At 62.6% G+C, this 22,069-nt stretch carries 21 protein-coding genes, 1 tRNA gene and 4 pseudogenes; 9 read left to right on the top strand and 17 right to left on the bottom strand.

What is annotated here, in order from left to right:
- Positions 1-55 precede the first annotated feature (55 nt).
- Complete coding sequence (locus ACUY2Y_RS04865) at positions 56-1,042, top strand: DUF3515 domain-containing protein (protein WP_448325043.1); 987 nt, start codon at positions 56-58, stop codon at positions 1,040-1,042.
- On the opposite strand, the gene ACUY2Y_RS04860 is transcribed toward ACUY2Y_RS04865, so the two are convergent.
- Both ACUY2Y_RS04860 and ACUY2Y_RS04855 read right to left on the bottom strand, forming a co-directional pair.
- Complete coding sequence (locus ACUY2Y_RS04860) at positions 1,014-2,078, bottom strand: D-alanine--D-alanine ligase family protein (protein ID WP_448325042.1); 1,065 nt, start codon at positions 2,076-2,078, stop codon at positions 1,014-1,016. The genes ACUY2Y_RS04865 and ACUY2Y_RS04860 overlap by 29 nt on opposite strands.
- Before the next feature lie 20 nt (positions 2,079-2,098).
- On the bottom strand, positions 2,099-3,097 hold the full coding sequence (locus ACUY2Y_RS04855) for an NAD(P)H-dependent glycerol-3-phosphate dehydrogenase (protein ID WP_448325041.1): 999 nt from the start codon (positions 3,095-3,097) through the stop codon (positions 2,099-2,101).
- A gap of 160 nt (positions 3,098-3,257) precedes the next feature.
- Between ACUY2Y_RS04855 and ACUY2Y_RS04850 the strand changes: the two genes are divergently transcribed.
- Entirely contained in the window at positions 3,258-4,265 is a 1,008-nt protein-coding gene (locus tag ACUY2Y_RS04850; protein WP_448325040.1) for an NUDIX hydrolase, read from the top strand.
- A gap of 1 nt (position 4,266) precedes the next feature.
- Here ACUY2Y_RS04850 and ACUY2Y_RS04845 read toward each other — a convergent pair.
- Positions 4,267-4,374: pseudogene (locus ACUY2Y_RS04845) on the bottom strand (3-isopropylmalate dehydratase small subunit); the annotation flags it as partial.
- Positions 4,375-4,376: 2 nt separating this feature from the next.
- On the opposite strand from ACUY2Y_RS04845, the pseudogene ACUY2Y_RS04840 reads away from it, so the two are divergent.
- A pseudogene (locus ACUY2Y_RS04840) lies at positions 4,377-5,089 on the top strand (histidine phosphatase family protein); the annotation flags it as partial.
- Positions 5,090-5,092: 3 nt separating this feature from the next.
- On the opposite strand, the gene ACUY2Y_RS04835 reads toward ACUY2Y_RS04840, so the two are convergent.
- The 3 genes from ACUY2Y_RS04835 to leuC form a co-directional block, all read right to left on the bottom strand.
- Positions 5,093-6,043 (bottom strand): DUF418 domain-containing protein, encoded by a 951-nt coding sequence (locus tag ACUY2Y_RS04835; protein ID WP_448325039.1) that lies wholly within the window; start codon positions 6,041-6,043, stop codon positions 5,093-5,095.
- An 87-nt stretch (positions 6,044-6,130) separates the two neighbouring features.
- Positions 6,131-6,724 (bottom strand): 3-isopropylmalate dehydratase small subunit, encoded by a 594-nt coding sequence (gene leuD / locus ACUY2Y_RS04830; protein ID WP_448325038.1) that lies wholly within the window; start codon positions 6,722-6,724, stop codon positions 6,131-6,133.
- Between the two features lie 9 nt (positions 6,725-6,733).
- Positions 6,734-8,161 carry a 3-isopropylmalate dehydratase large subunit gene (leuC, locus tag ACUY2Y_RS04825; RefSeq protein WP_448325037.1) on the bottom strand — a complete coding sequence of 476 codons (1,428 nt, stop codon included), beginning with the start codon at positions 8,159-8,161 and terminating at the stop codon, positions 6,734-6,736.
- A 146-nt stretch (positions 8,162-8,307) separates the two neighbouring features.
- On the opposite strand from leuC, the gene ACUY2Y_RS04820 reads away from it, so the two are divergent.
- A complete protein-coding gene (locus ACUY2Y_RS04820; protein WP_448325036.1) occupies positions 8,308-9,033 on the top strand; it encodes an IclR family transcriptional regulator in 726 nt (241 codons plus the stop codon).
- Positions 9,034-9,088: 55 nt separating this feature from the next.
- Here ACUY2Y_RS04820 and ACUY2Y_RS04815 read toward each other — a convergent pair whose 3' ends face one another.
- Both ACUY2Y_RS04815 and ACUY2Y_RS04810 read right to left on the bottom strand, forming a co-directional pair.
- Entirely contained in the window at positions 9,089-11,860 is a 2,772-nt protein-coding gene (locus ACUY2Y_RS04815) for an FAD/NAD(P)-binding protein (RefSeq protein WP_448325035.1), read from the bottom strand.
- The gene (locus ACUY2Y_RS04810; protein WP_448325034.1) at positions 11,857-12,834 is read right to left on the bottom strand and encodes a pyridoxal-phosphate dependent enzyme; all 978 of its coding nucleotides are present in this window, start codon (positions 12,832-12,834) and stop codon (positions 11,857-11,859) included. Before ACUY2Y_RS04810 ends, ACUY2Y_RS04815 begins: the two co-directional genes overlap by 4 nt.
- Before the next feature lie 119 nt (positions 12,835-12,953).
- On the opposite strand from ACUY2Y_RS04810, the gene ACUY2Y_RS04805 reads away from it, so the two are divergent.
- Entirely contained in the window at positions 12,954-13,547 is a 594-nt protein-coding gene (locus tag ACUY2Y_RS04805; protein WP_448325033.1) for a hypothetical protein, read from the top strand.
- Positions 13,537-13,878, top strand: coding sequence for a carboxymuconolactone decarboxylase family protein (locus ACUY2Y_RS04800; protein ID WP_246874864.1), 342 nt, complete (start codon positions 13,537-13,539; stop codon positions 13,876-13,878). Before ACUY2Y_RS04805 ends, ACUY2Y_RS04800 begins: the two co-directional genes overlap by 11 nt.
- Here the strand turns inward: ACUY2Y_RS04800 and ACUY2Y_RS04795 are convergent.
- The 9 genes from ACUY2Y_RS04795 to ACUY2Y_RS04755 form a co-directional block, all read right to left on the bottom strand.
- Positions 13,868-14,503: a hypothetical protein gene (locus ACUY2Y_RS04795; protein ID WP_448325032.1), complete on the bottom strand. Its 636-nt coding sequence runs from the start codon at positions 14,501-14,503 to the stop codon at positions 13,868-13,870. The two genes, ACUY2Y_RS04800 and ACUY2Y_RS04795, sit on opposite strands and share 11 nt — an antisense overlap.
- Positions 14,504-14,682: 179 nt before the next feature.
- Complete coding sequence (locus ACUY2Y_RS04790) at positions 14,683-15,243, bottom strand: DUF6114 domain-containing protein (RefSeq protein ID WP_448325031.1); 561 nt, start codon at positions 15,241-15,243, stop codon at positions 14,683-14,685.
- Entirely contained in the window at positions 15,233-15,802 is a 570-nt protein-coding gene (locus ACUY2Y_RS04785; RefSeq protein ID WP_448325030.1) for a DUF6230 family protein, read from the bottom strand. Before ACUY2Y_RS04785 ends, ACUY2Y_RS04790 begins: the two co-directional genes overlap by 11 nt.
- A 179-nt stretch (positions 15,803-15,981) precedes the next feature.
- Positions 15,982-16,054, bottom strand: a tRNA-Glu gene (locus ACUY2Y_RS04780).
- A gap of 74 nt (positions 16,055-16,128) precedes the next feature.
- Positions 16,129-17,184: an ABC transporter ATP-binding protein gene (locus tag ACUY2Y_RS04775; protein ID WP_448325169.1), complete on the bottom strand. Its 1,056-nt coding sequence runs from the start codon at positions 17,182-17,184 to the stop codon at positions 16,129-16,131.
- Positions 17,184-18,707 (bottom strand): ABC transporter permease, encoded by a 1,524-nt coding sequence (locus tag ACUY2Y_RS04770; RefSeq protein ID WP_448325168.1) that lies wholly within the window; start codon positions 18,705-18,707, stop codon positions 17,184-17,186. Before ACUY2Y_RS04770 ends, ACUY2Y_RS04775 begins: the two co-directional genes overlap by 1 nt.
- Before the next feature lie 162 nt (positions 18,708-18,869).
- The gene (locus tag ACUY2Y_RS04765; protein WP_448325029.1) at positions 18,870-19,928 is read right to left on the bottom strand and encodes an ABC transporter substrate-binding protein; all 1,059 of its coding nucleotides are present in this window, start codon (positions 19,926-19,928) and stop codon (positions 18,870-18,872) included.
- Between the two features lie 89 nt (positions 19,929-20,017).
- A complete protein-coding gene (locus ACUY2Y_RS04760; protein WP_448325167.1) occupies positions 20,018-20,551 on the bottom strand; it encodes an LURP-one-related/scramblase family protein in 534 nt (177 codons plus the stop codon).
- Between the two features lie 127 nt (positions 20,552-20,678).
- Entirely contained in the window at positions 20,679-21,077 is a 399-nt protein-coding gene (locus ACUY2Y_RS04755; protein WP_448325028.1) for an SHOCT domain-containing protein, read from the bottom strand.
- 232 nt (positions 21,078-21,309) lie between these two features.
- Between ACUY2Y_RS04755 and ACUY2Y_RS04750 the strand changes: the two genes are divergently transcribed.
- The 3 genes and pseudogenes from ACUY2Y_RS04750 to ACUY2Y_RS04740 form a co-directional block, all read left to right on the top strand.
- Complete coding sequence (locus tag ACUY2Y_RS04750; protein WP_007000757.1) at positions 21,310-21,621, top strand: transposase family protein; 312 nt, start codon at positions 21,310-21,312, stop codon at positions 21,619-21,621.
- Positions 21,622-21,744: 123 nt separating this feature from the next.
- A pseudogene (locus ACUY2Y_RS04745) lies at positions 21,745-21,933 on the top strand (IS1249 family transposase); the annotation flags it as partial.
- A 42-nt stretch (positions 21,934-21,975) separates the two neighbouring features.
- Positions 21,976-22,069: pseudogene (locus ACUY2Y_RS04740) on the top strand (terminase gpP N-terminus-related DNA-binding protein); the annotation flags it as partial.

The raw sequence follows: 22,069 nt of genomic DNA, 5'->3' as shown, positions 1-22,069 counted from the left end.
TTGGTGCTGCGATGCGACGTTCCAGCCGCGGAACGCCCTAATACAATGAGCCGCTATGACCACCAGCAGGACGACCACGGAACTCCCCGCCGACCACAGCGACCAGGACACCGACACAGTCATGCGGCGCCCGCTCATCCTTCTCAGCCTCGGGCTTGCTCTGCTACTCGTCGCCGGTGTGCTGATCGGCTCCAAGCTGTACCTCAAGCAGCTTAACAACCAGCCGGTGGCCTTGACGGAGTTACCGTCGCCCGACGCTGACTCACCCGAGTGCGCCGCCCTGATCGAATCTCTTCCAGACGAAGTCGCCGGCCACCGGCGGGCGACATTGGCTGACCCCGTTCCAGCCGGCGCGGCAGCATGGCAGACGTCTTCGACCGACCGCGTGACACTGCGTTGCGGCATCGATGCCCCCGTGCAGTTCACTGAACTCACCTCCACCGAACAGATCCAGGGCGTGGAATGGATGAAGGTCAGTGATCCGACACCAGAGTCGAATCTGACCACGTGGTTCACCGTGGACCGCTCCCCCGTTGTTGCGGTCACTGCCGATAACCCCGCTGAATCAGGCTCGCCGGTGGAGGATATAGATCTCAGTGCCCTGCCTCAGGCAGATCCCGCGCCGGGGAAGGCGCCGTTGGCGGAGCTGGAGGCGTCGATAAGCGATGGCTCTGGCGATGTCTGCCGTGAGTTGGTGGCCGCGTTACCCGCTGATCTCGCTGGCGGCTATACGCGTCTCGATGTCTCTGGCGTGGACGGGCTCGGGGAAAATGCTGCCGCGTGGGGCGCTGACGGGCTGGAGCCTGTGGTGCTGAAGTGCGGTGTCGCCCCGCCGCCGAGCTACGAAGCTGGCGCACAGTTGACGCAGGTCAACGATGTGCCGTGGTTCGAAGAGACCAGCAGCAATGCCGCCTCGCAGGCGACTGTGCTGTACGCGCTGGGGCGCGCTGCTGAGATCGCCGTGTCCGTCCCTGTGGGTGCGGGTGATGGCGCGCTGACGAACCTCTCGGACGCTATTTCGCAGACCGTTCCAGCGCAGTAGCGATCAGCGTTTCCAACAGATCGCCGTACGTCATGCCGGCGGCGAGGAAGACCTGCGGGTACATCGAGATCGACGTGAAGCCCGGCATGGTGTTGACCTCGTTGAGCATCGGCCCAGATTCGGTGACGAAGAAGTCGACGCGGGCGAGGCCCTGACAGCTCAGTGCGCGGAATGTGGTGAGCGCAAGGTCGGCGAGCTGTTCGTTGAGCTCCTCGTCGTAGCCCGCGGGAATGGTCGCGGTGACAACGTTGTCGAGGTATTTGGTCTCGAAGCCGTAGAAGCCCTCGTCCGAGTCGGCCGTGCCGTTGAGCTTCGCCGGCGGGGAGGCGACGAGCTCGCCGTCGGGGCGCTCCAGCACGCCCACCTCCACCTCGTCGCCGATCAGCTCGGCTTCGATGATGACTTTGGTGTCGTACTCGCGCGCAGCATTCACCGCGCGATCGAGGTCCTCCCAGGCCGTGACTTTGGTGATGCCGATCGAGGAGCCTCCTCGCGCCGGCTTCACAAAGACCGGCAGGCCGAGGTACTCGCGCACCCCGTCATCGACTGCTGCGGTGTCAACGCCGTCATGAAGAATGAATTCCCGCGTGACCGGCACCCCGGCAGAACGCGCGATGGTCTTGGTGAACTCCTTGTCCATGGAGCACGCCGACGACAACACGCCCGGGCCGACATACGGCACGCCAGCGAGGTCGAGCAATCCCTGGATCGTTCCGTCCTCGCCGTAGGTGCCGTGCAGCACCGGGAAGACCGCATCAACGGTGGCCAGAACTTCACCGGTATTGGGGTCGTAGAACTCGCCGCGGCGCGTGGGGTTCACAGATAGGGCGACCTCGCGTCCGCCGTCGACGGTGGGCAGTGTCGAATCCCCGACCGGGTCGGTTGAGCCTGCTACCCACGTGCCGTCTTTGGTGATCCCCACCGGGAAGATCTCGTACTTCTCACGGGGAAGTTCCGCCATGATGGCGCCGGCGGAAATGCAGGAAATGGAATGTTCGGAGGACATTCCACCGTAAATGACGGCGAGTGTGATCATGGTGACCACACTACAAGCCGTTATTCGGATTTCTTGGAACGGCCCATCAGCGCGGCAATCATGTCGTCGACGCGCAGATCCTTGTGGCAGACCGAGAACACCGCTTCCGTCAGCGGCATGTCCACGCCATTGTCAAGGGCAAGCTCGTAGATACTCTGCGAGCTGGTCACGCCCTCCGCGACCTGGCCGTTGGTGGCCTTGCGCGCCTCATCCAGGGTCATGCCGCGGCCGAGACGCTCACCGAAGGTGCGGTTGCGCGACAGCTTCGAACCGCAGGTAGCAACCAGGTCGCCCAGACCTGCCAAACCGGCGAATGTGCGCTGGTCCGCGCCGAGCTGGATGCCGAGACGGGTGATCTCCGCAAGCCCACGGGTGATCAAGGTGGCTTGGGTGTTCTCCCCCATTTCCTTGCCGGCGGCCATTCCGCACGCAAGAGCGATCACGTTCTTGCACGCGCCACCGATCTCGCAGCCGACCACATCGGTGTTGGTGTACGGGCGCACATAAGTCGTGGCGCAGGCGGCCTGGACGAGCTTTGCCCGGTTCAGGTCCGAGCAGGCAATGACGGTGGCGGCGGGCTGCTCGTCGGCGACTTCACGGGCGAGATTAGGTCCGGTCAGCACCGCGATGCGGGACGGATCGATGCCGGTCACTTCCGCGATGACCTCACTCATGCGCTTATAGGTGCCCGCTTCGATGCCTTTGGAGATGGACACCACAGTCGATTCGCTCGGAATGTGCGGCGCCCAGTTAGCAAGGTTCTCGCGCATCGTCTGGCTCGGCACCGCGGGCACGACGATCTGCGCGTTCTCGATGGCGGCTGCGGCGTCGTCGGTCGCTTCGATGGCCTCCGGCAGCACGATCCCGTCCAGGTAGTCTGCGTTGATCCGCGTCTCCTGGATCGCGTTAGCCAATTCCGTACGGCGTGCCCACAGGCTCACGGAATTGCCGGCGTCAGCGAAGACTTTCGCCAACGACGTGCCCCACGAACCTGCACCCAAGACTGCGACCTTGACCATGCGCGCGCCGCCTTTCTTTTCACTTACTCTCGTTAGTCGTCCGCACGGCCCCGGCACGTGTTTCGGGCCCGAACGGATTTGTGCTCGTCACAGTGTAAAGCACCACGAAACCGAATTCAGGGTTATGCGCACCCGCACCAGATGCGGGACAATGGCCACCATGGGCAAGAAGTCACATATGCACGAAGAGGATAAAGACCTCAAGGGAGAGATGTTCCTCACTGGCCGCCACCAGGGGATTCCGGCTAAACCGGACGAGGAATTCAAGCGCACCACACTCGCCGCAGGTGCGGTCCTGTGGCGCGGAAAGCTCGACGATCCCAGCACGATCGAGGTCGCGTGCATTCACCGCCCGCGTTATGACGACTGGTCGCTCGCCAAAGGCAAGGCCGACCCGGGCGAGTCCCTAGTGACCACCGCCGTCCGGGAAATCAAGGAAGAGACCGGCTACGACATTCGCTTGGGCAAACTGCTCGGCAAGACCATCTACCCGGTCAAAGACACCACCAAGGTCGTTTATTACTGGACAGGCGAGGTCACCGGCGGCGAGTTCGAGGCCAATGAAGAGGTCGACGAGATCCGGTGGCTGTCGATGGCAGAGGCCAAGGATCTCATGTCCTATGACCTCGACCGCCAGGTCTTGGCAAAGGCGGAGAAGCGCTTCGGTGTGCCCGCCACCGCCCGCATTCTGTACGTGCGCCATGCCCGGGCGCATGAGCGCGAGAAATGGTCCGGCGACGATAACCTCCGGCCGTTGGATAAGAAGGGCCGCCGCCAGTCGGAGATGCTCGTGCCCATGCTCGCGCCGTTCCACCCAGACCGCATTTATTCCGCGGTTCCGGATCGCTGCCAGGCCACGGTCGCCCCGCTTGCCGACGAACTGAATCTGCCCGTCGAGGTGGATGAGTGTTTCGGCGATGAGGCGTGGTTGTCCGATATGGTCGGTGCGCAAAAGGCGATCACCGACATCATCGATCAGGGCGGCGTGAGCGTCGTGTGCGCCCAGGGCGACATCATCCCCAATATGGTCGCGTGGCTGTCTGCCACCGGCCGTCTGCCCATCGACGGCGACATCAAGGCGAAGAAGGGCTCCGTCTGGGTCTTGTCCTTCAACGAGGGCCGGCTCACCGGCGCCGACTATCTGCCCTCGGCGCTGCCGGTCCGCTAGATCACACCGCCGGCTTGAACGCCGGCCGTGCATCCTCGTAGCGCTCGATAGCTCTCTCGTCGCGCATTGTCAGCCCAATATCGTCGAGGCCTTCCATGAGACGCCGGCGGACGCCTGGGCAAGCTGCTGTCCATGACGGTGTACCCCGTCATGGACAGCACGAAGGTGGTCTACTACTGGATCGCTCGGGTTCTCGGCGGCGAGTTCGAGCCGAACGACGAGGTCGACGAGATCCGCTGGCTCACCTTCGACGATGCCAAAGAAATCATGTCCTACGACCTCGACCGCCAGGTTCTGACGAAAGCGGAGAAGCGCTTCAGCCTCCCGGCGACGAGCCGCATCCTTTATGTGCGCCAGGCGAAGGCGCACGACCGCGAGAAGTGGTCAGGCGACGACAACAAACGCCCCCCCTGGACAAGAAGGGCCGCCGCCAGTCGGAGATGCTCGTTCCAATGCTCGCTGCCTTCCACCCGGAGCGCACTTACAGTTCGCTTCCGGACCACTGCCAGCAGACCATCGCGCCGCTTGCCGACGAGTTGAACATGCCTGTCGACGTCGACCTGCGTTTCGGTGATAACGCGTGGCAGTCAGACCCGGCCGGTGCCAAGCAGGCCTTCCAGGAAGTCATCGATCAAGGCGGCACGAGCGTCGTCGTAGCCCAGGGCGACGTGATGCCCAACATGATCCAGTGGCTCTCAGAGAACGGCCGCCTGCCGATCGACGGTGAGATCAACTGCAAGAAGGGCTGCGTGTGGGTGCTGTCCTTCAACAACGGCGAGCTGACCGGCGCCGACTACATGCCGACAGCCCTGCCGGTGCGGTAGAAATTAAGCGTCTGGGTGCGCTGCCTCGGCTTGCTGCAGTTTCTTCGGCCCGCCGAACGCTTCCCAGGTGAGGTAGCGCCAGCCTTTCTCCAACGGCCCCTGGCCGAAGCGACGCAGCCACAGCCAGCTGAGCACAGCTTGGATGACGAGCATCACTGCGGCGACCGCGAAAGCTGTGTAAAAGTCTTCGTTCGTTGCTTCCGCATCTTCGCGTGGATATCCCAACAGCAGGCCGCTTCCGATGATCACCAACGTCGCCAGAATGTAGTTCGTCAGAGCCGTCCGGCCCAGCGACGCGAACATCGCTCCGAGCGCGGACCGCAGGGGCGTGCGCAGCAGGACATACACCAGTGCCATCCACATGGCTGTGCAGATCAGGCCAGTCGCTGCAGCAACGTGGCTATATGCGACCGTTCCAAGACTCCGGTACTGGAGGTAGCTCATTCCCAGCGTCAGCGGAACCAGAACCAGCAGTGCCATCGCCGCCGGTTTCGGGTTCTCGTCCAAGGCCTGCGGTAGCCCCCACATAGCGAATGCGAATCCGAGCAAGAGCAAACCGGGAATGAGTGCGATTCCTCCGAACGGCGCCCCGAGCAAAGTCAGCGCAATCCCTCCGACGGTGGCCAATGTGCGTCTGAGTTTCAAATCGGAGACGAAAGTGAGCGGGTACAAGAACACAAAGCCGAAGGCTGAGTAGTACAGCAGCGCCTCCCCGGGGTGGAGGATCTGGTGCACGATTCCGAGCAGAAAAAGAGGCAGCAGCCGCCGCCACATGACGGACTGCGCCATCATCCCGCGTCGGCGAGCCCCATCGACGATCAGTGCGAATCCAATCCCGAAGAGAAATGTGAACGCTGAGAAGAAGCGCTGGTGAGCAAGGAGCTCTAGCGCCCAGAACGCCCCTTTATCCCCGTCCGGCCCTGGATAGAGGAGCCATTGTTGTTGAAAGTTCACGAAAGCAATCCCGCACAGTGCGATACCGCGAATAACATCGAGCGAGAGCATTCTCGCGCTTGGCGTTTCGTTCATTCTCTGGCCTTTCTAGACGTCGATAGCTGGCTTGTACGCGGGCCGCTTTGCTTCGAAGTCCTCGATCGCGCCCTCATCACGCAGGGTCAGGCCGATGTCGTCGAGGCCTTCCATGAGACGCCAGCGGATGTAGTCGTCGATTTCGAAGGTGAAGGTGTTCTCCCCCACCGTCACGGTCCGGTCCTCGAGGGACACCGTGACCACCGTACCGGGGTTTTGCTCGAGCTGCTTCCAGATCAGCTCGATGTCGGATTCAGTCATTTGGCCGGCGAGAAGGCCTGCTTTGGAGGTGTTACCGCGGAAGATGTCGGCGAAGCGCGGGCTGAACACGGCCTTGAAGCCGTAGTCCATCAGCGCCCACACGGCGTGCTCGCGCGAGGAGCCGGTGCCGAAGTCCGGTCCGGCGAAGAGCACTGAGCCATCCTTATACGCCTCCTGGTTCAGCACAAAATCCGGTTCGTTGGTGCGCCAGTTGGAAAACAAGCCGTCCTCGAAACCGGTGCGGGACACGCGTTTCAAGTACACGGCCGGGATAATCTGGTCGGTGTCCACGTTGGAGCGGGTCAGCGGAACACCAACGCCGGTGTGGGTAGTGAAGTTTTCCATGATTGCTCCTTAGAGGTCTGCCGGGGACGACAGGTGGCCGGTGATTGCGGTTGCCGCTGCGACAAGCGGGGAGACAAGGTGGGTGCGACCGCCGGGGCCCTGGCGGCCCTCAAAATTGCGGTTCGACGTCGATGCACTGCGCTCCCCCGGCTTCAGCTGGTCCGGGTTCATGCCCAAGCACATGGAGCAGCCGGCGGTGCGCCAGTCCGCACCGAAGTCACGGAAGATCTGGTCCAGGCCCTCTTCCTCAGCCTGCTGCTTCACCATGGCGGAGGAGGGAACGACCATCATGCGGGTCTCCGGGTGAATGGTCTTGCCCTTGACCACATCGGCTGCCGCGCGCAGATCCTCGATGCGGGCGTTGGTGCACGACCCCAGGAAGACAGTGTCGATCTTGATGTCGCGCAGAAGCGTGCCCGGCTTGAGATCCATGTATGTCAGTGCCTTTTCCGCTGCCGCCTTGAGCGTGTCGTCGCCGAAGGATTCCGGGTCCGGCACGGACTCCGCCAGCGGCAGGCCCTGGCCGGGATTCGTGCCCCAAGTAACAAACGGCGTCAGCGCGGAGCCGTCGATCTCGACGACGGTGTCGAATTCCGCCCCCTCGTCCGTCGGCAAGGTCTTCCAGTACGCGACAGCGTCGTCCCAGTCTTTGCCCTTCGGCGCGAATTCACGGCCTTTGACGTACTCGAAGGTCTTCTCGTCGGGCGCGACCATACCGGCGCGCGCGCCGCCTTCGATGGACATATTGCAGATGGTCATGCGCGCTTCCATGGAGAGCTTCTCGATGGCCTCACCGCGGTATTCGATGATGTGGCCGGCGCCGCCGTTGGTGCCGATCTTGGCGATAATCGCGAGGATCAGGTCCTTGGCCGTCACGCCCGGCTGCAGCTCGCCGGAAACTTCCACGGCCATGGTCTTGAACGGCTTGAGCGGCAGCGTCTGGGTGGCCATGACGTGCTCGACCTCGGAGGTGCCGATGCCCATGCCAATGGAGCCGAATGCGCCGTGGGTGGAGGTGTGCGAATCGCCGCACACGATGGTCATGCCCGGCTGCGTAATGCCCAGCTGCGGACCGACGGTGTGCACGATGCCCTGCTTCACATCGCCCATGGAGTGCAGGCGCACACCGAATTCCTCGCAGTTCTTGCGCAGAGTGGACACCTGGGTGCGGGACGTCAGCTCCTCGATCTCGAGCAGGTTGCCCGACTTGATGCCCACGGTGGGGACATTGTGATCTTCGGTGGCCAGGTGCTGCTGCGGGCGGCGGATGGTGCGGCCCGCCATACGCAGCCCGTCGAATGCCTGCGGGGAGGTCACCTCGTGGAGGAGCTGGAAGTCAATGTAGATCAGGTCCGGGTCGCCGTTCTCACCCTTCGTGATCACATGGTCGCGCCAAACTTTCTCCGCCAGCGTCAACGGCTGTGACTGTTCCGCCATAGTCTCTCCTCTCAGACACCCAGCAACATTCCATATTGCGGGATAGACGTTTCCATTTAATGAGACACTCTAATACACGGCAGCTCCCTCCCGCACGCAACCTCGCGAAGTTCTCAAACACCCCAGGGACCATATAGTGAGATGTTATGATCCACGCCGTGGGAATTATTGAGGGAGATTCAGTGGAGAATTCAACGGAAAACAGCTCGGGAATCAAGGTTCTCGACCGCTCAATCGCGATTATCGACGCGATCGCGGCCGGCGAGAAGACCCTCTCCCAACTCAGCGCCGACACCGGCCTGCCCCGCGCGACGACGCACCGCCTCGCCACGGCCCTGGAAATTCACCAAGTTCTCGTCCGCACCGACTCCGGCGCGTGGACAATCGGCCCAGCGCTCGCCCGCTACGCGGCCTCTGCCCCGTCGCAGATCATCGATGCCGCCAAACCGGTCATGGCCGACCTTGTACATGCCACCAACGAATCCGTGCAGCTCTATGAACTCACCGGATCGTCCCGCACCTGCGTCGCAGCAATCGAACCGCCGAGCGGCCTGACGCACACCGTGCCCGTCGGCTCCCAGCTCCCCCTCGACCGCGGATCCGCCGCGAAGATCTTCGCCGCGCACAAGCTTGTCGACGCCCCCTTCCCCGACGAAGAAATGGTCACTGTGCGATCCACCGGGCTCGCTGAATCCGTCGCCGAGCGCGAAGTAGGCCTGGCCAGTGTGTCCACCCCCATCCTCGGTAAAAACGGAGCTGTCCTCGCTGTCCTCTCCGTCTCCGGCCCCGTCGAGCGCCTCAAACCCTCCCCCGCCGACAAGTGGGGCAAGGAACTCCTCGCCGCCGCCAAGAAGCTCATGAAAGCGATCTAGGTGATCTAGGTCTGTCCAGAGCACATGCACCCCCACTTATCCACCTCAGTGGGGACTAATTTGCGTCAATCGCGTCGAGTTCCGCTTCAGGCCACACCACATTCTTAGCAAGCGGAATCTGGTGGGACGCACTCTCCAGGATGTGCATGAAGTACCCGGCTGTATTCGGAATGGCGATGATGTCACCCGGCGCGACGCCTTCCGGAAAACGGATTTTCCGCCGGAGAATCACTTCGTCCTCGATGCAGTAAGCGCCGACAAGAAAGGCCTCCACTGGCTCGCGTCCATCGTCTTTTCCCTTGTTCCGCTTCACCAGCACTGGATCAATGAGGAAATCATCGGAGGTGGTCCGGCACTGGGTTCGGTTCATCTCCACACCCACGAGCGGCAGGCCGTCAGAGCGGGTCTTGGTGAAAGCCACGCGGGTGAGAATGACACCGCATCCGTCGAGAAGCGAACGCCCCGGTTCCAAATGAAGCCGCAGCCCACGCTCACGCAGGCCCTGCGCAATCCCGTCGGAGAGCACCTCCGTCAACCACTCCCCTCGCGTCGGGTTCTGCCAGTACGGATAGGTGTTTCGTAACGGATCAGACTTCCATGCAAACGGCGTCGCGTAGCCATCGCGCTGCTGCTCGATCGCGTGCTGGTAGTCGTGCCACTGCTCCTCATGAGCGAGATAGCTCATTGGCACGCCGCCGCCAATGTCGATGAATTCCGGCAAGTGACCGGACTCCCGTAGACGGTCGCACAGTGTCATGCATTCCCGCAGCGCTGCCTGCCTGTCTGCCGCCGCGTATCCGTGCAGGTGCGCATGCACACCGACGACATCCACATGCACTGATTTGTGTTTGAGATACGATGCCCACGCTTTAAGCCTTTCGCCGAAACGAGTCGGCGGCATTGCGTCCGGATCAGGTGCGAGTCGGGGTGCTACCCGTGCAACAGAACCCGCCGCGCAAGCTAGCTGCTCAACGCGGTCGTACTCATCGCGGTTATCAACGGAAATGACGACTCCGTTGTCGACGGCTAATTGCAGCAACCGGTCGGGTTTGATGGCGGCGGACAAGATGATGCGGTCACCGGGCATACCGCGTTCGAGAACCTGCCGCAGCTCGTTCTCGCTGGCTACATCAACGCCGTTTCCAGTGTCGCGGACGGTGTCAGCGAAAAGAAGCGCCTTATTGGCCTTCCGCGCATAGAACACCTTCGTCTCCACCCCCGCGGCTGCGCCTGCTCCCACGAGCTCATCGATATTCGACCTCATCGGCCCCGCATTCAGCACGTTGACGGGACTGCCGAAACGGTCCAGCAGACTCGCGCACGCGTCTTCGTCGCTAAGCAGCTTCTCCGACCACTCGAATGTGGTCGCCTCCAACGGGGGCATGCCGTGCACTCGACCGGCATTATCCAGCGCTACCGCACTGACACGGTCGGCCCACTTCTCCACCACGTCGTGCTCACTGCGCCGCAGCGTGTCGTGCCCGAGAATCAACCCCTCGTTCATTCGTCCCGCGGCAGCAATATGCCGCTGGCCGTCAAGCGTTCCGTCGCGGCCGACATGCAGTGCATTCGTGCCGGCGTAGCGGTGCCCGATGCCCTGCTCGACGAGATTGCCGACCAACGTTCCCTCCACGACCCCGGGCGGGGCAAGCACTGCATCGATGACGACTGTGGCACCGACATCAGCAGCCACGGTCCGAAGATCCTCGCTGCCCCGCGACATCGCGTCGCACCGGATCCTGCCGCTGTCAATGAGCGAGAGCACCTCCTGCGCCGAGCTCACCGGCGGGCCGAAAGCCACCCGCTCCATCGTCCGGGTGAATGCGTGGAACTCGGCTCCGCCGAGAGACTCGCGGCCGCCGAATGAAGCGCGCTCAATCAAGCTGTCGTATGTGTCCCTGAACGCGAGCGCGACAGCCAGGGCCGCCGTCCACGGCCGATCGCCCTTCGCCGCGGCCAGTGACTCACGCAGTTCTGCGACGGGATCTCCCGTGAAATCGGTGCCATCCAGCACCGCGTGAATATCCGCCATAGCCGCGTCACCACCGGCGATCCGTGCGAGCTGCGCCGAGCACTCCGCGAGTATCTGTTTCAATTCGTCAAGGTCAGTACAGTGAGCGATCGCCTCGGCTGCGCTCTCGATATATGGGCGCGCCTCACGCTCTTTCTGTGAATCGAGATACGCCTTCACTTCCATGAACCGGCCCGAGCGCGTCACCGGGTAGAACGTTGCCGCCTTGGCGTAGCGGACAATGTCAATGAAGGTCAGTGCTGCACCGCGCACGAGTGCGACATCTTCCTCCCCAACCTGATCGAGATTGGTGGCCGGGTAGGCCGGCGCGATGACGCGAAGGTCTCCTATCTCCTCGTGCGTAAGCGAACCTGGCCAATCGTGCGCATGGCCGGTCGCGATGAGCACCTCGTCATAGAAATGCCCTTGCACCTCGACACCGTCCCCGTCCGGGCGCACCGATTCGACTCGCTCGAGACGAAAGCTCACGGTGCTGCGCCGTGGCGCGTGCTCGGCCAATGCGTTCCAGGAGTCTTCGAGGAGCGTGCCGACAATGCGCCTTGGCGGGAAATCCCCTGCATAGTCGTCGAGAGGATCGACCGCTCCAAGCTGCGTCTCAACGATGCCTTTCGGCGCGTTGAGTATCCACTGCGCGGGAAGATCTTGAGCAAATGCGCCAGGAGCAGAAGCGTGGGACAAGGGCACGTCGCTGTAAACAGTCAGATCGATCGCACCGCCGCGTTGCCGTGCACGCTCCATCAGTGACTCAGCCGCCCACAGGCCCCGGGGGCCTGCACCGATGATCGCTACCTTCACTGCAGCGCCTCGCTTCCTAGGTTTTCTGCCACCCACTCGTCGTTGTACACCGTATCGAGGTAAGCGCGGCCATCGTCGTGAAAGATCGCCACGACATCGCCTGATACGCCCTCCCCCACAAGTTTTTCGACTGCGTGGGCGACAGCTCCCCCGGATGCTCCTGGAACGAATCCGGACGAGCCTGCTAGTTTGCGGGCTGCCCGCACGGCTTCTGAAGCTCGCACGCGGATCACACGGTCGGGATGGACGTCCCGCGAAAGATCTGGTGTCACCCCGGCCCCGTATCCGGGAAGCAATCGGGGCCCGCGTTCACCGCCGAAAAGCACCGATCCTTCAGCGTCGACCGCCACCACTGATGTGTCATACCCGTGTGTGCGGATATGCCGCATACAACCGCCGATCGTTCCCGTTGTGCTCACCGCTGCGACGAGCACATCGGGAGCCCGCCCGAGCTTATCGACGATTTCCGCCATCGTCCCTCCATCGTGAGCATCGAATGCGGCCGTGTTGGAGTATTGGTCCAGATTCAGCGCCCCGAGCTCGTCTTTGAGTTCAGCAACACGTTTCCGTCGGGCCACGAGCCAGTCCCCCGTCTCAGGGTCAGGCTCGACGACTGGGTGAAGGATGCCCCCGAGCGCGGTGATCATCGCCAGCGTGGAGGAATTCGTGCGCTGATCGACCACACAGTGGAATTCCCACCCGCCGACGGCAGCCTCGCGCGCGAGCGCGACCCCCAGGTTTCCGGAGCTCGACTCCACGACTCTCATGCCGGGCTTGAGAAGACCTTTCTGCTCGGCCGCACGCACGAGAGCATGCGCAGTACGGTCTTTCGCGCTACCGCCTGGATTGAACGACTCAAGTTTCCCCCACACGCGTGCCCGTGCATCGCCACTGTGAGTTTCACCGAAGCTTCCCAGCCGAACTAGCGGGGTCGTGCCGATCGCATCGAGTATGCCGCACCCTGTCTTAGCCATAAAGCAGATCTTATGCGAATAGTGGGGGCTAGGCTTGCCGGCATGACAGAAGCAACACCCAGAAGCGGGTCCATCACCAGAACACCATTCGTTGGGTATACATAAGGAGAACCTGGATCATGAGCCGAGATGTCATGCGCAAGCTGTTGCCTGATGCACTGATTCAAGAGTTCTGCTCCATCGGAGCCGACCTGGACTGGGCGCAGGGTTCAGACGCCACCCAACGCCACTTGGCGTCTCTGGGATGGATCATCGTCGATGACCTGTCGATGAAGTACGGGGACATGCCAGCTTCAGTCGTGGGCGGTGAAGCATGGACCTTGACTATCAACGCAATGCACACACGCTGGGCCTTGGATGTCGACACATCCCAAGGAGCAGGAGCAGCACGTATCCGACACGTCATCAGCCTCGTTCAGGACACCTTGGGGACAGCGCCGGACCCCATCAAGCTCGACACGGGAAAGTTTGCGGCACGCTGGCTCCTGCCGTCCGGAACATCGGTACTCGTGGAGGAATCACACCTTCGGTACCTCTCCGTCGACAGCACCGAAGCAGAACGCTTCCGGTTGGAGAGGCCCCACAAGTACGCGCAGTATCTCGACATGGAGGAACGAGAAGCAAACCGCCACGACCTCGGACAACCGCAATGCCCCGGCCGATGGCCGCTACGACGCCGGCATCCAGATCCGCCGCGAGGTCATGGGCGATGACTTCGTCGACGCGGCACTAAACCGTTCCGCCGGGACCGACGGCGAGGAGCTCCAGGAGCACATCACAGCGACCGTGTGGGGCTCGGTATGGACACGTGACGGGCTGAGCCGCCGGGACCGCAGCTTGCTCAATATCGGCATGCTGGTCGCTTTGCGCGCCACGGAGGAATTGCGCGGACACATCCGCGGAGCACTGGCCAACGGGCTCACCCGCGAAGAGATCACGGAGGCGATCATCCACTCCTCCGGCTACTGCGGCGCCCCCGCTGCCCTGTCCGCGATGAAGGTGGCGCAGCAGGTGCTCGAAGACGAACTCGGGCCTAAGGCTTGATGCTCATCCCATCTTGAGCAACCAGGTCGTTGGCGGAGATGAAATAGGTCTCCATCGTCCCATCGACGACCGCCATCTTGTCCGACAGCTCATCGGGCAATCCGGCACCGGCCGCGGCAAGCTGCTCGCGCACATCTTCTGGAGCCCACGAGGCATCGATCGTAATCGGAATGGGGAGCCTGACTCCGGCGATTTCCGAGGTGATGGTCATCTTCGCCACGATGATGTGGAAGTTCCCATTCAACGTCGTGATCTTGCCCGGCCCGGTGCGCTGCCAGATGTCTTCCACCCCGGCGGCGGAACCTGGGAACCGCACGCGGAGGTTATCGAGCTCAACCCGGTCCGCATCGATCCGGATCGCAGGCTTAGTCCCTTGCGCCGTGTCGATCTGGACATACGACATCTTCACGTTCCCCAAGAGCCGCGTGGAATCCGACTGCACCGTGAACGTCTCTCCCGTGGGCGTGCGCATCCCTGGAATCGGACCGGGCCGTTCGAAATCGAAACCGCCGATTTTCCTTGGCACGACGTCTTTGCCCTGCAACTGCGGAGGAAGTTCAAGCCCGGCGGGAATCTCCGGCGGCTTGGCACCTGCCCCGTGTCCCGGTTCATGTCCACCAGGCACAGGAGGCAGCCCAGGCACCCCGGGTATCTCCGGCGGGGGCAGCTGGGGCGGTGCCGGGAGGCCCGGCACGCCGGGCACCTCAGGCAGCGGCGGGAATTGCGCTGCAGCTATCCACGGTGCGGCGACTGAGACACCGGCTGCAAGAGCTGTGGTAAGAAAAATCGCGCCCAGCTTATGTGTCAGCCGCGATCCCATGCCCCCTCCTTCATCGACCCCGGCCCCGTTTCTACAACGTCCACCGATTCCGACTCCGCCTGCGGCTCCTGGTCGAGGTCTTCGTAAACGCCGAATTCCTCGTCGTCGTCGGAGCGAGCAGATTCGAAAGACTCCCCTTCCGGCTCATCATTCAGGGATTCCTTCGCAGGCTGCGCGTCGGGCGCCCACGACAGAACCCACGCCCCGCCGAACAGAGCGAGCAGTGTGCCGAGAAGAAAGCCTCCGAGATTCGACGTCGGCAATGCCACCAACGCGAGAATCATCGCGGTAATGCCGGTGAGAATCCGTGAGTCGCCCTTCGACCACGTCATCACGCCGCAGGTGATCAGGAGGACGCCGATCAGCAGCGTCGAGACACCGGAGATGGTGCTGACCTGAATCTGAATATTGGAAACCTCGAACGACAGGTAGGCCGGAGTGAGAATGACGATGCCGCCGAGAATCATCAGTAGACCGGCACCGAAGGGACGTTCCTTCCGCCACTGTCCGAAAGACTTTCGCGTTTCTCGCTCGTTAGCAGGCATTTTCACCTTCCTTGACCACGCCGATCTTGCCATTGGCCGCGGTCAGCGAATCAGCCGAAATAGACGTCGCGTGAATCAGTTGATCAGTCGCGTCCAAGTTCGACATCGAGATGCCGAATGCACCCGGTTCAGCATCATCCGACAGTTGCCGCGCGTCGACACCGATCTGGGGGTTGGTCATCGTCATGGTGCCGCTCAGGTCTTTCGCACCGATAAGAAGGTTCGTCGCCTTCGTGTTCGGCCCATCCACCGTCATCTGGAAGCGGCGGTCGCCCAACCCCGGCAACTTGATCGGGGCCGACATACACAGGTCCGTGATCGTCGCTTCCTTGAGCTTTAGACGTGAGACGGCCAAGTCGCCGTCCTCCATCGACTCACGGTCGACGAAGAGGCTGAAATCTTCCGCTTCAATGCCACCGACTTGCTGGGTGAAGATCACATTCGACAACGCCAAACCGGCTGTGACACCGCTTTGCGCCATGGCGACGCCCTCCCCGGCTAAGACTAAGAGCCCTACGCCCGCGATGGCGGCGAATCGGAGTTTTTTGGTGTGGCCCACTGGAGCACCTCTCGGTCACATCGACGAAATAGTTCCTTAGGACTCACAAACTACTCTTCTAAACGTGATCCGTCTCACTATTCTTCGGTGTTTCCCGATTTCCGACCGAAAACCCAAAAAGTCCGGCACCACTGAGCAGTGAAGACTGCGTGGTGCCGGACTATTTCAGTATTTCTTTGTACCCCGTACGGGATTTGAACCCGTGTTACCGCCGTGAGAGGGCGACGTCCTAGGCCGCTAGACGAACGGGGCGCGTCCGCTGTTGATTGCGACTTGATAAATGTAAAGGACAGTCGGAAAAGAACCAAATCGGCTGGTCAAAACATCTATTTCTGGTACACCAACGGAGTGGTGATGCGCAGGCCAACGGTATCGCCGACCTCCGGCTTCGGATCAGCCGCCATGCGGGCGCGAAACTCCACGCCACCAGCCTCGAGATTCACCGAATAGCTGCTCACCTCGAACAGCACGGATGTCACGGTCGCCTCCACATCGCCTTCAGCGGCGGACACGACGTTGACTGCATCGGGAAGGACAGCGACGGTGACCGCCGCGCCGTCGTCAAGCATTCCTGCATCGCTCATGGCGCCCACCTCGCCACGCTTCCACGTCAGAGCCGGCTTATCGACGACCACCTCTCCCCCGCGCACCGTGCCGTCGAGAAGCGTGGCGTCGGAGATGAACGATGCCACCCATGCGCTTGCGGGCTGGGTGACCACGGCGTGCGGGGTGTCGAATTGCTCGAGTGTTCCGTCGCGCAGCACCGCGATGCGGTCGGCGATCGCGATGGCTTCTTTCCGGTCGTGCGTGACGTGCACCGTGGTCAGCTCATTGTTGCGGGTCAGCGAGACGATCTCGCGGCGCAGCGCATCGCGCAGGGGTTCGTCGAGAGCGGAGAGGGCTTCGTCGAGAAGCAAAACGCGCGGTTCCGCGACAATCGCGCGGGCGAGCGCCACGCGCTGGCGTTGGCCGCCCGACAACGTCGACGGCTTGCGCTTTCCGTACCCCGCGAGGCCGACGGTCTCGAGTGTGCGCTCCACGCGGCTGGCGACCTCGCTACGCTTCACACCCGCGCGGCGCAGCGGGTACGCGACGTTGTCCGCGACGCTCATGTGCGGCCAGACAGCGTGCTGCTGAAAGACCATGCCCATGTGACGCTTCTCCGGCGGTGTTACCGAGACGTCCTCACCGCCTAACGCGATGGTGCCCTCGGACGGGTCGATGAAGCCCGCGATGGTGCGCAGAAGCGTCGTCTTTCCCGAGCCGGACGGCCCGACGAGCGCGACGAATTCACCGCTGGGAATGTGCAGCGTGATGTCGTCGAGGCCGCGCGTGCCGTCCGGGAATGTGACGCCGAGGTGATCGATACCGATGTCGCTCATCATGACTCCTTAGCGGGATTGCGCACAGTCAGCGCGAGGGCGGCGATGCCGATCGCCACGAACATGAGCGCGAGTGCGGACGCTTGGTTGTAATTGCCGGACTGCTGCAGATTGAACAGCTGCACGCCGATCGTGGTCGTGCCGGGGGCGACGAGCAGGATCGAGATGGTCAGCTCGCGCACGGCTGTCACTGCGACAAGCACAGCGCCGGAGGCGACCGCGGGCAACGCCATCCGGCCGGAGGTGTCCCATATCGCACGGAGCCGGCCCGCACCGGAGACCTGCGCGGCCTCCTCCACCGCCGCTGGAACCTTCCGCAACGGCGCGCGCACGGCTTGGAGCACCATGGAAGTGAACGCGCAGACATAGGCGAAGAGAATCACCCAGCGGGTGTTGTACATGTCCGTGTAGCGCGACACGATCACCCAGCCGACGCCGATAATCAATCCGGGCAGCGCCGACGGCAACAGGGTGACCAAGCTCAGCGCCGTATTCGACCGCGCCTGGGTGCGGGTGACCAACAGCCCGATCGCCCAGCCGAAGAGCGCGCACAGCAGCGCTGCTCCGGCGGCCAGGGTCACCGAGTTGATGAAGCCTTCCTGCACGCGCGGATTCGCCAGCGTGCGCGAGAAATTGTCCAGGGAGATCGTCTCCCACGTCAGCGGCACGCCCGGGGCAGGCAGGAACGCGCGACGCGCCAACCCCAGCACGGGCCCCAGGGTGATCGCCAAGGCGATGATCCACGTCACCACAGTCACCGGCCACTTCGCGTTGCCGAGCGAGAGCTTCATCGTCCCGCCGCCGCTCACCGTCGACGACGCTCGCCTGGACACCAGGTAGTCGGCCACGACGGCGCCGATGCCCAGCAGCATGAGCACGGCACCCACGGTGGACACCACCTGCAGCGGATTGCTCACCGTGCCGGATTCCATGAAACGGTAGACCATCGTGGCCAGCGTCTCGAAGCGCACGGGCGAACCGATAATCGACGGAATACCGAAATCTGCAAGGTTCGCCACCGCCGTCAGCGTGAACGAACTCAACAGCGCCGGGCCCAACAGAGGAATCGTCACCGTGCGCAGCACCGTCCACGTGCCGGCGCCGCCGACGCGCGCGGCGAGCTCCAGATCGGAAGGAATCGACCGCAGCGCCGCCGCCACGATCACGTACACCAGCGGGTACGAGTGCAGCATCATCAGGAAAATGATGCCGTCGGCGCCGTACATGTCCCACAGCGGGCGCCCGAACACCGCGTTGAGCCCTTGATTACGCCCGAAGAGCTGCAGCCACGAGATCGCGCCGACGAACGGCGGCACGAGCAGCGGCGAAAGCAGAAACAGCCGCAGCGTGCCCGCGCCCGCAATATCGGTTCGTTCCAGCAGGACCGCGACAGCAGTTCCAACAAGCACAGCGCTTATCGACGACGCCAATGTCGTATACACCGAATTCCACGTCGCCGTGGCTAGGCCCTGCTCCACCAAGACCGGAAACTGGTTGCCACCGAGCGCGAGTGAGATGACCATTGCCAGCGGCGCGATGAAGATCGCTGCCGCCAGCAGCCAGATGCCCAGCCGTGCGAAAGCGACGCCGCCGGAAGAAAAACGTGTGCCCACTATGTTTCGACTCGTCCGTTTGAGTGACCGTGACAGGGTTACGGGAAGGCCTGGGATGGTCTTCCCGCTGATTTACTTGACTGCGTTCTGGAAGAACTCGACGGAACGCTCGCGCTCGTTCGACAGAGTCTCATCATCGACAGTCATGAGCTCGATCTCCTCGAGCTTCGGTGCGTCGCCCGGGGTGCCCACGGAGTCGATTACCGGCAGGTAGTTCTGCTCGACAGCGATCTTCTGCGCTTCCTCCGACAGGATGAAGTTGATGTAGCGCTGGGCTGCTTCCTTCTTCTCCGAGTCCTTGAACACGGCGATCGGCTCGGTGATGTACGGGGAGCCCTCGGTGGCGTAGACCTCCTTGATCGGAGAACCCTTGGCCGCCAGGTCGCGTACCAGGTAGTCCACGACGACGCCGACCGGGTGGCCGCCGCCGGCGATCTCCTGGGAGGTCGGGCCGTTGGAGGCCGCGATCATCGGCTTATTCTTGCCCAGGTCGCTCACCCAGGTCTCGCCGAGCTTCTCGTTGTTCATCCACACGGTCGCGTTGAATGCCGCGGCGCCGGAGACAGCCGGGTCCGGCATGACGATCTTGTCCATGAATTTCTCGTCCGTCAGGTCCGCCCAGGAGGCCGGTGCGTCAGCCTGGTCGATGACATCGGTGTTGTACGCGATGACCGTCGGGATGAGGCGGGTGCCCACATAAAAGCCGTCAGTGTCGACGACCTCCTCGAGCACGCCGTCCGTCTTCACATCGTCGAATTTGGCCAGCAGGTCCTCGGACTTGAAGCCTTCGAAGGTCGGTGCATCAGCAGCCCAGATGATGTCGCCCTCGACCTTGCCGGAGGACTTCTCCGCGTCGATACGCGCCTTCAGATCGCCAGTGCCCGCGCGGTAGACCTCGACCTCGACATCCGGATTCGCCTTCGTGAACGCCTGGTTGATCTCATCGACCTTCTCCTCCGGCTCGGAGGTGTAGACGGTGATGACGGTCTTCTCGCCGGACTTCTCTGCGGTGCTGTCGCCGTTGCCGCCAGCGGCAGCATCATCGGTGCTCGGCTCGGAGCAGCCAGCCAGAGCGATTGCTGCGGCGCCGCACACGGCGATCAGGGACAGGGGCTTACGGGAAATGCGCATGACAGTGTCGTCCTCTCAGATAGTTCTCAGACGGCGCTCACCGTAGCACTGACCGCCCCACCCCGCTTGCCAAGTGACGTATCTCGCACCTAGCTGTCGCGCATCTTCTCTCTGCGCATATCCAGCGCGATAGCGATGCCGATGACGGCAGCGTGGACGTTCTCGTCGAGCCCCGGTTCGAATACGACGCGGTATGTGGTCTTGCCCATCAGCGCCCTGCCCATGCCGGAGAATTCCGCGTCCACGCGAGCGATTGTGCGCCCCTCGCTCGTCAGCGCGTAGTTGAGTTGGAAGGGCTCTCCTTTGATTTCCACCTGCGGGTAGCCCGCGATATCCACGTCGTATTTCGCACCGATCCAGGAGAAGCGCTTGGTGATGTGCGCGAGTACAGCGTCGCCTCCGGTCTGGGGGTCGACGCGGTGCACGCTGTACTGGTCGCGGATGAAATTCACCGGATCCTCGATCGCCAACACTGGTGCACCTGCCGGATCGAATACTTCGACCCCGCGGGATGCTTTGAAGAAATCACTGAGTTTCAGTGTCTGTCGCGCGAGGCCGAGTTGTGTGCCCCGTGAGTCGGAAATGGTGAATTCGTCGCGGCCGATCGCCTTGGACTGAGAGATAACAAGTTCGTTCGGGGTTAAGGGTCAAAAATAACCCCGCAGGTTTCCCTGCGGGGTGTTGTCATTAGAACGGTACTTCTTCGCCCTCGGACCGCGACGCTGCGGCTGGCGAGTGAGCGGACCAGGGTCAGACCGAGGAGAGCGCCCTTGCCTTGATCTGGTCGAACTCCTGCTGGGTAATCGCTCCCGAGTCGAGAAGGGCCTTCGCCGAGGCGATCTCATCGGTCGGGCTCGATCCGGCGGAGCCGCCGGCGACGGACTTGATGTACTCCTCCTGCCGCTGCTGGAGCTCCTGGCGCGCCTCGACCGCGCGGTCGGTCATCCCCCGACCTCGAACAAGCAGGTACGCGAGCATTCCGATGAACGGCAGCGCGACGATGAACACCACCCACAGCGCCTTCGCGAAGCCGCCGAGGTCCTTGCTACGGAAGAGATCTCCGAAGATCCACCACAGGGACATGAACCATGCGAAGAAGATGAAGAACTCGAACATGGCGAGTAGGAATGAGCCGTTGTCGTCGAACATCTGCTGACTGCCTCCTGACTGGATGGACGCTGGCCGAGCGGTCCACGCGGACCCCAGCGCACGACGGTTAGGAACAAGGACGTGCCCGGGCCGTCGCCGAACCACGTTAGCAGATCTTCCTCACCAAGCGTGGTAGCCGGGTTGCGACGCGCTGACCGGGTTGGGCTGGTGAAGACGGACCTGGGACTCCACGATTCGTAGCGACCAAGCAACGGATCGAGAGGAGTCCCAGGTGAGTGTTGAGGCTACCGTCCTGCCCGCTGCGATGCTCGGCATCTCGGGGTTGGTGGTGCTTGCCGCCGGTGAGTACGGCGGTGAGCTGGAGCTGTTGGTGGAGACCTCCGAGTCGGTGACCGGGTGCCCGCGGTGCGGGGTGGTCGCGGTGGCCCGCGGCCGGCGTGAGCATCTGGTGCGTGACATCCCCTCGGCGGGGCGGCCGGTGCTGCTGGTGTGGCGCAAGCGGCTGTGGCGGTGCGCCGAACCGGCGTGCCCGCAACGTACCCGGTCAGTACACCTAATAAAGCGACGTCAGTACGTTCGCTAATGCTCGAGCTGATCTTTCATCGCTCGTACCTCTCGGCTGCCAGCGTGGTCACTTATTCGCAACCGCCCACCGTGCGTTCTCTACACCCCTCACCGTTGCACCCGCGTGAGACTCTTAGACGGACCTGACGATCCACTCACGATCGCCAGGCAGTGCAATTTCGGACAAGACCAACTCGCCAAAGTCAACGACCTTGTCGAAGAAGACCACAACAAAGCCGACCAAGAAACAGGACGACCAGCCTTCTACGACAACGCTATCCCAACCGAATACAACCACTCGATAGGAATCAGAAAAGGCCCCATGAAATAGCAAGCAAAGGGGGATGCGGACGGAATCTTGGAGGATTCCATTATGAACCGCTCATACACCAAGGAGCAGCGACGCAGAGCTCTCCAGGTTTACAAACGCACTCAATCTGTGACCAAGACCGTCCGTGAACTTGGTT

This window comes from Corynebacterium sp. 20-84, assembly GCF_053479455.1.
The sequence above is the reverse complement of the archived record's forward strand: the minus strand, read 5'-3'. Positions and strand labels throughout refer to the sequence as shown.

Coding starts and splice junctions, on each gene's coding strand:
- ACUY2Y_RS04850 (WP_448325040.1), top strand. CDS start 3,258: ATGGGCAAGAAGTCACATATGCACGAAGAGGATAAAGACCTCAAGGGA.
- ACUY2Y_RS04820 (WP_448325036.1), top strand. CDS start 8,308: ATGATCCACGCCGTGGGAATTATTGAGGGAGATTCAGTGGAGAATTCA.
- ACUY2Y_RS04865 (WP_448325043.1), top strand. CDS start 56: ATGACCACCAGCAGGACGACCACGGAACTCCCCGCCGACCACAGCGAC.
- ACUY2Y_RS04805 (WP_448325033.1), top strand. CDS start 12,954: ATGAGCCGAGATGTCATGCGCAAGCTGTTGCCTGATGCACTGATTCAA.
- ACUY2Y_RS04770 (WP_448325168.1), bottom strand. CDS start 18,707: ATGGTCATCTCACTCGCGCTCGGTGGCAACCAGTTTCCGGTCTTGGTG.
- ACUY2Y_RS04855 (WP_448325041.1), bottom strand. CDS start 3,097: ATGGTCAAGGTCGCAGTCTTGGGTGCAGGTTCGTGGGGCACGTCGTTG.
- ACUY2Y_RS04860 (WP_448325042.1), bottom strand. CDS start 2,078: ATGATCACACTCGCCGTCATTTACGGTGGAATGTCCTCCGAACATTCC.
- ACUY2Y_RS04790 (WP_448325031.1), bottom strand. CDS start 15,243: ATGCCTGCTAACGAGCGAGAAACGCGAAAGTCTTTCGGACAGTGGCGG.
- leuD (WP_448325038.1), bottom strand. CDS start 6,724: ATGGAAAACTTCACTACCCACACCGGCGTTGGTGTTCCGCTGACCCGC.
- ACUY2Y_RS04800 (WP_246874864.1), top strand. CDS start 13,537: ATGGGCGATGACTTCGTCGACGCGGCACTAAACCGTTCCGCCGGGACC.
- ACUY2Y_RS04775 (WP_448325169.1), bottom strand. CDS start 17,184: ATGAGCGACATCGGTATCGATCACCTCGGCGTCACATTCCCGGACGGC.
- leuC (WP_448325037.1), bottom strand. CDS start 8,161: ATGGCGGAACAGTCACAGCCGTTGACGCTGGCGGAGAAAGTTTGGCGC.
- ACUY2Y_RS04810 (WP_448325034.1), bottom strand. CDS start 12,834: ATGGCTAAGACAGGGTGCGGCATACTCGATGCGATCGGCACGACCCCG.
- ACUY2Y_RS04765 (WP_448325029.1), bottom strand. CDS start 19,928: ATGCGCATTTCCCGTAAGCCCCTGTCCCTGATCGCCGTGTGCGGCGCC.
- ACUY2Y_RS04755 (WP_448325028.1), bottom strand. CDS start 21,077: ATGTTCGACGACAACGGCTCATTCCTACTCGCCATGTTCGAGTTCTTC.